Genomic DNA, 10,822 nt, shown 5'->3' with positions numbered 1-10,822 from the left:
ATGAATACCCTTCCAGAACAGTACGCAAACACCGCTCTCCCCACCCTGCCCGGTCAACCGCAAAATCCATGCGTCTGGCCCCGTGATGAATTAACCGTCGGTGGGATAAAAGCCCATATCGATACTTTCCAGCGTTGGCTGGGTGATGCCTTTGACAATGGGATCTCTGCAGAACAGTTGATTGAGGCGCGCACCGAGTTTATCGACCAGCTCCTGCAACGATTATGGATTGAAGCGGGATTCAGCCAGATTGCCGACCTGGCATTGGTCGCCGTCGGTGGCTACGGTCGTGGCGAGCTGCATCCACTTTCTGACATCGATTTACTGATTTTAAGCCGTAAAAAGCTCCCGGACGATCAGGCGCAAAAAGTGGGCGAGCTGTTAACGCTGCTCTGGGATGTAAAGCTGGAAGTCGGTCATAGTGTGCGCACGCTTGAAGAGTGCATGCTGGAAGGGTTATCGGATTTAACCGTCGCCACCAATTTAATCGAATCCCGCTTATTAATTGGCGATGTTGCGCTCTTCCTCGAACTGCAAAAACATATTTTTAGCGAAGGATTCTGGCCTTCCGACAAGTTCTACGCGGCGAAAGTTGAAGAACAGAACCAGCGCCATCAGCGTTACCACGGCACCAGCTACAATCTTGAACCAGACATCAAAAGTAGCCCTGGCGGCTTGCGCGATATCCACACTCTGCAATGGGTGGCCCGCCGTCATTTTGGCGCAACATCGCTGGATGAAATGGTTGGGTTTGGCTTCTTAACCTCAGCGGAGCGGGCGGAATTAAACGAATGTCTGCATATACTGTGGCGTATTCGCTTTGCCCTGCATCTGGTCGTCAGCCGTTACGATAATCGCCTGTTATTCGATCGCCAACTTAGCGTCGCTCAGCGTCTGAATTACAGTGGTGAAGGCAACGAACCGGTCGAGCGGATGATGAAGGATTACTTCCGCGTTACACGCCGCGTCAGTGAACTCAACCAGATGCTGCTGCAACTGTTCGATGAAGCCATCCTCGCCCTTCCCGCCGACGAAAAACCACGTCCAATCGACGATGAGTTTCAGCTACGCGGTACGCTAATCGACCTGCGTGATGAAACACTATTTATGCGCCAGCCGGAAGCCATCTTGCGTATGTTCTACACCATGGTGCGCAACAGTGCGATCACCGGCATTTACTCCACCACGCTGCGCCAGTTACGCCATGCCCGTCGCCATCTGCAACAACCGCTGTGTAATATTCCGGAAGCACGAAAACTGTTTTTGAGCATTCTGCGTCACCCCGGAGCGGTGCGGCGCGGGCTATTGCCAATGCATCGCCATAGCGTGCTCGGCGCGTATATGCCGCAATGGTCGCATATCGTCGGGCAGATGCAGTTTGATCTGTTCCACGCCTACACGGTGGATGAACATACTATCCGCGTGATGCTGAAACTGGAGAGTTTTGCCAGTGAAGAAACGCGCCAGCGCCATCCGTTGTGTGTGGACGTCTGGCCGCGCCTGCCGTCAACTGAGCTGATTTTCATCGCCGCGCTGTTTCACGATATCGCCAAAGGACGCGGCGGCGACCACTCCATTCTCGGTGCTCAGGATGTAGTGCATTTTGCAGAACTCCACGGGCTGAACTCACGCGAAACACAGCTGGTTGCCTGGCTGGTTCGCCAGCACTTGCTGATGTCGGTGACAGCACAACGCCGCGATATTCAGGACCCTGAAGTCATCAAGCAGTTTGCCGAAGAAGTTCAAACGGAAAATCGTCTGCGCTATCTGGTATGCCTGACAGTGGCTGACATTTGCGCCACCAACGAAACGCTGTGGAATAGCTGGAAGCAAAGTCTGTTGCGCGAACTCTATTTTGCCACCGAAAAACAGCTACGACGCGGAATGCAAAACACGCCGGATATGCGCGAACGGGTTCGCCATCACCAACTCCAGGCACTGGCACTACTGCGCATGGATAACATCGACGAAGAGGCGCTGCACCAAATTTGGTCACGCTGTCGTGCTAACTATTTTGTCCGCCATAGCCCAAATCAACTGGCCTGGCATGCCCGCCATTTATTACAGCATGATTTAAGCAAACCGCTGGTATTGCTTAGCCCGCAGGCTACGCGTGGAGGCACCGAGATTTTTATCTGGAGCCCGGACCGCCCCTATCTGTTTGCCGCCGTCTGTGCCGAATTAGACCGCCGCAATTTAAGTGTTCACGACGCACAAATTTTCACCACTCGCGACGGTATGGCGATGGATACCTTCATCGTGCTGGAACCCGATGGTAGCCCGCTATCCGCAGATCGTCATGAGGTTATTCGGTTTGGTCTGGAGCAGGTACTGACACAAAGTAGCTGGCAGCCACCACAGCCGCGTCGTCAACCGGCTAAACTACGTCACTTTACTGTTGAAACCGAAGTGACGTTTTTGCCAACCCATACCGACCGCAAATCGTTCCTTGAGCTTATCGCGCTCGACCAACCAGGACTGCTGGCGAGAGTCGGGAAAATTTTTGCCGATCTGGGAATTTCGCTTCATGGCGCCCGAATTACAACCATTGGCGAGCGAGTAGAAGATTTATTCATAATTGCCACCGCTGACCGGCGTGCGCTTAATAACGAGTTGCAGCAGGAAGTGCATCAGCGGTTGACAGAGGCCCTCAATCCAAACGATAAAGGGTGATGTGTTTACTGATATGAAAAGAGTTTAACAATGCAGCAGTTACAGAACATTATTGAAACCGCTTTTGAACGCCGTGCCGAGATCACGCCAGCCAATGCAGACACCGTAACCCGCGAAGCGGTAAATCAGGTGATCGCCCTGCTGGATTCCGGCGCACTGCGTGTAGCGGAAAAAATTGACGGTCAGTGGGTGACGCATCAGTGGTTGAAAAAAGCGGTGCTGCTCTCTTTCCGTATTAATGATAATCAGGTGATCGAAGGGGCAGAAAGCCGCTACTTCGATAAAGTGCCGATGAAATTCGCCGACTACGACGAAGCGCGTTTTCAGAAAGAAGGCTTCCGCGTTGTGCCACCAGCGGCGGTACGTCAGGGTGCATTTATTGCCCGTAACACCGTGCTGATGCCGTCTTACGTCAACATCGGCGCATATGTTGATGAAGGCACGATGGTTGATACCTGGGCGACCGTCGGTTCTTGTGCGCAGATTGGTAAAAACGTCCACCTTTCCGGTGGCGTGGGCATCGGCGGCGTGCTGGAGCCGCTGCAGGCTAACCCGACCATTATTGAAGATAACTGCTTCATTGGCGCACGCTCCGAAGTGGTTGAAGGGGTGATTGTCGAAGAAGGTTCCGTCATCTCTATGGGCGTATACATTGGTCAGAGCACCCGTATTTACGACCGTGAAACCGGCGAAATCCACTACGGTCGCGTTCCGGCGGGGTCTGTGGTTGTTTCAGGTAATCTGCCGTCGAAAGATGGCAAATACAGCCTCTACTGTGCGGTTATCGTTAAGAAAGTTGACGCGAAAACTCGCGGCAAAGTCGGCATTAACGAACTGCTGCGTACCATCGATTAAGAGTACATATACGGGCAGCATGATGCTGCCCGTATGCTTTCTGGCTCAGAATAATTCGTCCTACTCATTCTTCTTCCCCCCTTTTTTAAATACTTTTTCATCTTGTTTCGGACTGTCATGTAATTCGCAAAACGAAGATAAATGTGTTAATCCATCCCATGGAATATCGCCACAATAAAGCAGGTAATTTTTTGATTTTTACGCCATGATAGAAGTCTGGAAGAAAAAGGCTTTCTGCGATCACAGTCGAGCCGGGCGGGCCAGGCCAAATGCTAAAATAAGCACAATTTACTGACTCATTTTGAGGTAACGCTATGTACGACAATCTGAAAAGTCTGGGTATTACCAATCCTGAAGAAATTGATCGTTACAGCCTCCGGCAGGAAGCCAACAACGATATTCTGAAAATCTATTTCCAGAAAGACAAAGGCGAGTTTTTCGCCAAGAGCGTTAAGTTTAAATATCCGCGTCAGCGTAAAACGGTCGTCGCTGATGGTGTGGGTCAGGGTTATAAAGAAGTCCAGGAAATCAGCCCGAATCTACGGTATATCATTGATGAGCTTGATCAAATCTGCCAGCGTGACCGCAGCGAAGTTGATCTTAAGCGTAAGATCCTCGACGACTTACGTCACCTGGAGTCAGTCGTAACCAATAAGATCAGCGAGATTGAAGCCGATCTGGAAAAACTAACGCGTAAATAATGCCGAACTGACGGTTAACTCGGACATTCCCCTCTACCCTTCGGGCTGAGGGGAATGAGCCAGCGCCGCCTCGACCTTAACGCATAACCTACCGCTCTTCATCCAGCTGCAACGCCACATACAGCAGCAACCTGTCATCAAAATTACCCAAATCAAGCCCGGTCAGTTCCGATATACGATTAAGCCGATACTCCAGAGTATTACGATGAATAAACAGCGCCTTTGACGTAGCCAGCGGTTGCACATTGTGGCGAAACCACGCCGCCAGCGTTCGTCGCAGCAAGCCATTATTGTCCATCGCTTTCAGCCGCGCCAGCGGTCGCGCCAGTTCATTGGCCTGCCAGTCGCCACGCAAACTGTCGAGTAACACAGGTAACATCAGATCCTGATAAAAATAGCAGCGACTTTCTGGCATCCGCTGTTTACCCACCACCATCGTCGTTTTCGCCGTACGATAGGATCGGGCAATACTGCCAGGACCGGTAAAATAGTTGCCCAGCGAAACGCGAAAACGCAGCTGGCCATACTCTTTCATGCGGGTAATCAGTTGTTCAACTCGCTTACGATGATCTTCTGCATCCCAGCGCCCAAAAGAGTTCAACGCCGGTTTCAACACCACCATTTCGGTCAGCGAGACAATCGCCACCAGATTATTACGCTCGGGCGTAGTCAGCGCATTTTGCAGTTGTTGTAACTCCGCCATTGCGCTGTCCACGCCAAGCTGACCGCTGTCGACCTCAACAATAGCCACTACTCGCGGTTGATTGAGATCGATCCCCAGCCGTTGCGCCCATTCAGTAAGTGCGGGAGTATTCTCCTCAGCCTGAATCAGGTTCATCACCAGTTCTTCCCGCAAACGGCTATCCTGCGCCAACAGGTGCATCAACCGCGACTGTTCCAGCATCATTTCAGCCGTCATGCAGACCAGTTCGCCATATTTACGCAGATTCTCTGGTTCACCTGTCAGGCCAATTACGCCGACAATTTCACCTTCCAGCCGTAACGGTAGATTAATCCCTTGCCGCACACCGTGCAGATGACGTGCCACCGCGTCATCGATATCGACGACTCGTCCCTGTGAAAGTACCAGCAATGCACCTTCGTGCAATTCACCAATACGCTCACGATCGCCGCTGCCGATAATTCGCCCACGGGCATCCATTACGTTGATATTGGTATCGATGATGCGCATGGTACGTGCCACGATATCCTGCGCCATTTTGGTATCAAGATGCCAGCCAGCCATAAGTCCTCCGTTATGCACGGCTTAGCATAAGGAAGTACGTAACGTACGGCATTGTGCAAATGCCTAAAGGATGATGAAGATGTATGGAGTTGTGGTGAAGTTCACAGATTGTAAGGAGAACCCCTTCCCGTTTTCAGGAAGGGGTTGAGGGAGATTACTGCATTAACAGGTAGATGGTGCTGTCGCCGCGCTGAATGTTCAGTGCCAGCACAGACGGTTTGCTGTCGAGAACTTTACGCAGTTCAGCGATGTTTTTCACTGCCTGCTGGTTCGCGCCAATAATCACATCACCTTTCTTCAGGCCGATCTGCGCAGCCGGAGTGCCCGTTTTCACGTTGTTCACTACCACGCCCTGATCTTTGCCTTTGTTGCTCATCTCAGCGCCTTCAATGCCGTTGAAGATGGAGCTGGAATCAACCTGATTCTGGCTGCTCTGCTGCAGTTCCAGGTTCACGTTAACCTGCTTACCGTCGCGCAGTAAGCCCAGGGTCAGTTTACTGCCCACCGGCATAGTACCCACCTGAGCACGCAGTGCGGCAAAGCTGCTGATCGGCTTACCGTTCAGTGAGGTGATCACATCACCCGCTTTAATGCCCGCTTTTGCAGCGGAGGAATTAGGCAGAACCTGGCTTACGAAAGCACCGCGCTGGGCGTCAACTTTCATCGCTTTGGCCAGTTCGGAGTTCAGCTCAGTCCCCATAATACCCAGCTCACCGCGTTTCACCTGGCCGTATTCCACCATCTGCGAGGTCAGGTTTTTCACCATGTTGCTCGGGATAGCAAAACCGATACCGATGTTGCCGCCGTCCGGTGCGAGGATCGCGGTGTTGATACCGATCAGTTCACCGTTCAGGTTAACCAGCGCACCACCGGAGTTACCACGGTTGATCGCTGCATCGGTCTGGATGAAGTTTTCGTAGTTTTCGGCATTCAGGCCGCTACGCCCCAGCGCAGAGACAATCCCGGAAGTTACCGTCTCGCCCAGACCAAACGGGTTACCAATCGCTACGGTGTAATCACCCACGCGCAGTGCATCAGAATCCGCCATCTTAATTGCGGTCAGGTTTTTCGGGTTCTGGATTTGGATCAGCGCGATATCAGAGCGCGGATCTTTGCCAACCATCTTCGCGTCGAACTTACGGCCATCGCTCAGTTGAACTTTAATGACCGTCGCGTTATCAACAACGTGGTTGTTGGTGACGACATAGCCTTTATCGGCATCAATGATGACGCCGGAACCCAGCGCCATGAATTTCTGTTGCTGGCCGCCACCATTACCGCCCTGGCCACCCTGGCAGAACGGAGAGCTCTGGAACGGAGAACCTTCCTGGCAGAACGGAGAATCATCACCGAAGAACTGCTGGAAATTACGCGGCATACGCGGCGTATTAACGGTTGTGCTACCTTCTACGTTAATGCTGACCACTGAAGGCATCACCTTTTCGAGCATCGGTGCAAGGCTTGGCATCTGCTGGGCTGTCGTTGCTGAAGAAGTCTCAGCCGCCGTTGCAGAGAGCGGAGATAACGCCAAACCTAAACTCAGAGCCAGTGCACTCAGTGCTAATGTGGTTTTTTTCATGTATTTCAGTCTCGATTAACAGATAACGCAAAATTGCTGTGTTCTTCAGATTCGTTTTATAGCGCGAAGTTCCGAACTAAAGTTTCTGCAAAAGGTAAAAATTTATTGTTCGTCTTTACAAAAGCCTGGTTATTGTTCTACGGCCATCAGACGTCGGTATTCATCCCACGCATAGAGGTCGGTCATACCGCTGATATAATCCTGCAGCAGGCGGCAACGGTAATAATATTCCCATAGCGGAAACTCAGGAGAATCTGACGGTAATTTACTGACAGCCTCGACATAGGCCAGCCGATGGCGCGTCGAGAGTTTGTGGAATAAGCGCGATTCAATAGGGAAACGTTTCACCCGTTCTTTTTCTACCAGTTCAGTAAAGTCTGATAACGACAGGCTTAATAAAGGACGATAAATCTCTAATAATCCGCTAATGACCCGATAGCCCTGCAATTCAAGCTGCTCGACATCTGGATGGCTAAACACATGTTTTACAGCGACATTTTTATATAGCTTAAGAAGATCGCTGCATTCGCTGGCATCTTCCAATAATGCATGATTAAACGTTCCGGCGAAAATCGCAGGCAGATTATCAATAAATCGTTGTGCCGCGTAGGGTACCAGTTTATTTAGGGTGTTTACCCGTAAATACATAAAAAACTGATCTTCCGTACTGCGGCTTAAACTATTTGAGCGTGATTTTTCCCAGGCATTTTCAACCACCAGCGAAAAGAGCGAACCTTTCTCATGCTGGCCCCACGCTTCGTGCAAATGATGATAAAGCTGCTCAACGGTAAATATTCTTTTCTCTACTGCATCTTCAAGGTCTGCCACACAATAGGAGATATCGTCGGCAGCTTCCATAATCCACGTTAATGGAAAACGACTGTAAAGCGCCAAATTAAGTTCTTTACGCAACCGGGCAATATAGGCTTCTTCAGAAAGATAATAACCCGGCTTTTTCATTAAATAGTGATGTGTCTCAGGCGTTTCGCCACGCCACCACGCCGGACGGGTATATTTTAAAATACCGCCAACCTGTGCCCAGGTGAGATTCATCCGCATCAATGTATGCACCAGACGAATGCCTTGTGCATTCCCCTCAAAATGACATAAGTCCTGACGAATCTTGCGCCGCAGCTCGTTAAGCGGTTCTTCCCCGTCCCGTAAACGTAGTGCCGCCACGCTGCAGCGATCGTCAGTCAGAGGCTGGCTTTCGGCATCTTCCGGGTGCAAACGTTGGCGAAACCAGTCATTTATCGCTGCTTCGCCAAAATGACCAAACGGCGGATTGCCGATATCGTGCATCAGGCATGACATCTCAACAATGCTTTCAAAAGGTCCGGTCAGTTCATCCAGGCCGTATGCTTCCAGCAATTTAAGCTCTTTCAGACGGCTTAAAATTTCTTTGGCGATGTAGCGCCCCACCTGCTGGACTTCCATCGAGTGGGTAAGACGCGTGCGCACGGCGGCATTGCGCTCCAGTGGAAAAACCTGCGTCTTTTGTTGCAGACGACGAATTGCCGGAGAGTTGATGATACGCCCGCGATCGCTCTCGAAGATCCGCAGGATCTCATGTTCGGTTTTAACGCCCTGCGGTGAACGGTAACGACGATGCCAGTTTATTTTTTTTCGGAAATCAATCTGTGCCATGTCCTCTCCCGCGTGAGAAATACGCTTCCCCGTAAGCGCATGGTAAACTATGCCTTCAAATCGGGCTTATCGCGAGTAAATCTATGAAAATCGGCATCATTGGTGCAATGGAAGAAGAAGTTACGCTGCTGCGTGACAAAATCGAAAACCGTCAAACTATCAGTCTGGGCGGTTGCGAAATCTATACCGGCCAACTGAATGGAACCGAGGTTGCGCTTCTGAAATCGGGCATCGGTAAAGTCGCTGCGGCGCTGGGTGCCACTTTGCTGTTGGAACACTGCAAGCCAGATGTGATTATTAACACCGGTTCTGCCGGTGGCCTGGCACCAACGCTGAAAGTGGGCGATATCGTTGTCTCGGACGAAGCACGTTATCACGACGCGGATGTCACGGCATTTGGTTATGAATACGGTCAGTTACCAGGCTGTCCGGCAGGCTTTAAAGCTGACGATAAACTGATCGCTGCCGCTGAGGCCTGCATTGCCGAACTGAATCTTAACGCTGTACGTGGCCTGATTGTTAGCGGCGACGCTTTCATCAACGGTTCTGTTGGTCTGGCGAAAATCCGCCACAACTTCCCACAGGCCATTGCTGTAGAGATGGAAGCGACGGCAATCGCCCATGTCTGCCACAATTTCAACGTCCCGTTTGTTGTCGTACGCGCCATCTCCGACGTGGCCGATCAACAGTCTCATCTTAGCTTCGATGAGTTCCTGGCTGTTGCCGCTAAACAGTCCAGCCTGATGGTTGAGTCACTGGTGCAGAAACTTGCACATGGCTAAGTCACTGTTCAGGGCGCTGGTCGCCCTGTCTTTTCTTGCGCCACTGTGGCTCAACGCCGCGCCGCGCGTCATCACGCTTTCTCCCGCCAACACTGAACTTGCCTTTGCCGCCGGGATCACGCCGGTTGGGGTCAGCAGCTATTCCGACTATCCTCCACAAGCGCAAAAGATTGAGCAGGTTTCCACCTGGCAGGGGATGAATCTGGAACGCATTGTCGCGCTGAAACCCGATCTGGTGATTGCCTGGCGTGGAGGTAATGCCGAGCGGCAGGTTGACCAGCTGGCTTCGCTGGGAATAAAAGTGATGTGGGTCGATGCGACAAGCATTGAACAAATTGCCAATGCGTTACGTCAACTGGCCCCCTGGAGTCCGCAACCAGACAAGGCCGAACAAGCCGCGCAATCCCTGCTGGATCAGTACGCGCAATTGAAAGCGCAATATGCTGATAAACCTAAAAAACGTGTTTTTCTGCAATTCGGCATTAATCCGCCATTTACCAGTGGAAAAGAGTCGATTCAGAACCAGGTACTCGAAGTTTGTGGCGGAGAAAACATCTTTAAAGACAGCCGGGTTCCCTGGCCGCAAGTTAGCCGCGAACAGGTGTTAGCACGCTCGCCACAGGCGATTGTCATTACAGGCGGACCGGACCAAATTCCTAAAATCAAACAATACTGGGGTGAACAGCTCAAAATTCCCGTTATTCCTCTCACGAGTGACTGGTTTGAACGTGCAAGCCCACGTATTATCCTCGCTGCACAACAGCTCTGTAATGCGCTTTCACAGGTAGATTAGTGCCTGACCTTTTCAGGTGCTCAGTGGGGATTGAACAATGCTCGTCTATTGGCTGGATATAGTCGGCACAGCGGTATTTGCCATCTCCGGCGTTTTGTTAGCCGGAAAATTGCGTATGGACCCTTTTGGTGTTCTGGTACTGGGCGTGGTTACCGCAGTAGGCGGCGGAACAATTCGCGACATGGCGCTGGATCACGGCCCGGTATTTTGGGTGAAAGATCCCACCGATCTGGTCGTTGCAATGGTCACCAGCATGCTGACCATCGTGCTGGTGCGCCAGCCAAGACGCTTACCAAAATGGATGTTGCCGGTGCTGGACGCCGTTGGTCTGGCGGTGTTTGTCGGCATTGGCGTGAATAAAGCCTTTAATGCGGAAGCCGGTCCGTTAATCGCGGTTTGTATGGGCGTCATTACTGGCGTTGGCGGCGGGATCATTCGTGATGTACTGGCCCGCGAGATCCCCATGATTTTACGTACAGAAATCTACGCAACTGCCTGTATTATCGGCGGTATTGTCCACGCTACGGCTTATTACACATTTTCCGT

At 51.5% G+C, this 10,822-nt stretch carries 9 protein-coding genes; 6 read left to right on the top strand and 3 right to left on the bottom strand.

From position 1 onward, the window contains the following. The 3 genes from glnD to QZF50_RS20475 all read left to right on the top strand — a co-directional run. Positions 1–2,673 (top strand): bifunctional uridylyltransferase/uridylyl-removing protein GlnD (gene glnD, locus QZF50_RS20485; RefSeq protein ID WP_001094571.1); only part of this gene is annotated, 2,673 nt, incomplete at its 5' end. A 30-nt stretch (positions 2,674–2,703) separates the two neighbouring features. Continuing rightward, positions 2,704–3,528 carry a 2,3,4,5-tetrahydropyridine-2,6-dicarboxylate N-succinyltransferase gene (gene dapD, locus QZF50_RS20480; RefSeq protein WP_001186650.1) on the top strand — a complete coding sequence of 275 codons (825 nt, stop codon included), beginning with the start codon at positions 2,704–2,706 and terminating at the stop codon, positions 3,526–3,528. Between the two features lie 314 nt (positions 3,529–3,842). Then, positions 3,843–4,229, top strand: a complete 387-nt coding sequence (locus QZF50_RS20475) for a DUF3461 family protein (RefSeq protein WP_000272188.1) — start codon at positions 3,843–3,845, stop codon at positions 4,227–4,229. An 88-nt stretch (positions 4,230–4,317) separates the two neighbouring features. On the opposite strand, the gene cdaR is transcribed toward QZF50_RS20475, so the two are convergent. The 3 genes from cdaR to dgt form a co-directional block, all read right to left on the bottom strand. Next, the gene (cdaR, locus tag QZF50_RS20470) at positions 4,318–5,475 is read right to left on the bottom strand and encodes a DNA-binding transcriptional regulator CdaR (protein ID WP_000929439.1); all 1,158 of its coding nucleotides are present in this window, start codon (positions 5,473–5,475) and stop codon (positions 4,318–4,320) included. Between the two features lie 154 nt (positions 5,476–5,629). Beyond that, entirely contained in the window at positions 5,630–7,054 is a 1,425-nt protein-coding gene (gene degP / locus QZF50_RS20465; protein ID WP_000753946.1) for a serine endoprotease DegP, read from the bottom strand. A gap of 129 nt (positions 7,055–7,183) precedes the next feature. Continuing rightward, complete coding sequence (gene dgt, locus QZF50_RS20460) at positions 7,184–8,701, bottom strand: dGTPase (RefSeq protein ID WP_000057067.1); 1,518 nt, start codon at positions 8,699–8,701, stop codon at positions 7,184–7,186. An 83-nt stretch (positions 8,702–8,784) separates the two neighbouring features. On the opposite strand from dgt, the gene mtnN reads away from it, so the two are divergent. From mtnN to QZF50_RS20445, 3 genes are all read left to right on the top strand, one after another. Beyond that, complete coding sequence (gene mtnN / locus QZF50_RS20455) at positions 8,785–9,483, top strand: 5'-methylthioadenosine/S-adenosylhomocysteine nucleosidase (protein ID WP_000689844.1); 699 nt, start codon at positions 8,785–8,787, stop codon at positions 9,481–9,483. After that, entirely contained in the window at positions 9,476–10,276 is an 801-nt protein-coding gene (btuF, locus tag QZF50_RS20450) for a vitamin B12 ABC transporter substrate-binding protein BtuF (protein ID WP_001129927.1), read from the top strand. Before mtnN ends, btuF begins: the two co-directional genes overlap by 8 nt. A 37-nt stretch (positions 10,277–10,313) precedes the next feature. Next, a partial coding sequence (locus tag QZF50_RS20445; protein WP_290388965.1) for a TRIC cation channel family protein occupies positions 10,314–10,822 on the top strand: 509 nt, incomplete at its 3' end.

The organism is uncultured Escherichia sp., from assembly GCF_948475835.1.
Lineage (GTDB): Bacteria > Pseudomonadota > Gammaproteobacteria > Enterobacterales > Enterobacteriaceae > ECMA0423.
This window is presented reverse-complemented; position numbering and strand designations above follow the sequence as displayed.

What these genes read in the sequence shown, in the direction of transcription:
- dapD (WP_001186650.1), top strand. Translation starts at nt 2,704, where the DNA reads ATGCAGCAGTTACAGAACATTATTGAAACCGCTTTTGAACGCCGTGCC.
- mtnN (WP_000689844.1), top strand. Translation starts at nt 8,785, where the DNA reads ATGAAAATCGGCATCATTGGTGCAATGGAAGAAGAAGTTACGCTGCTG.
- cdaR (WP_000929439.1), bottom strand. Translation starts at nt 5,475, where the DNA reads ATGGCTGGCTGGCATCTTGATACCAAAATGGCGCAGGATATCGTGGCA.
- btuF (WP_001129927.1), top strand. Translation starts at nt 9,476, where the DNA reads ATGGCTAAGTCACTGTTCAGGGCGCTGGTCGCCCTGTCTTTTCTTGCG.
- QZF50_RS20475 (WP_000272188.1), top strand. Translation starts at nt 3,843, where the DNA reads ATGTACGACAATCTGAAAAGTCTGGGTATTACCAATCCTGAAGAAATT.
- dgt (WP_000057067.1), bottom strand. Translation starts at nt 8,701, where the DNA reads ATGGCACAGATTGATTTCCGAAAAAAAATAAACTGGCATCGTCGTTAC.
- degP (WP_000753946.1), bottom strand. Translation starts at nt 7,054, where the DNA reads ATGAAAAAAACCACATTAGCACTGAGTGCACTGGCTCTGAGTTTAGGT.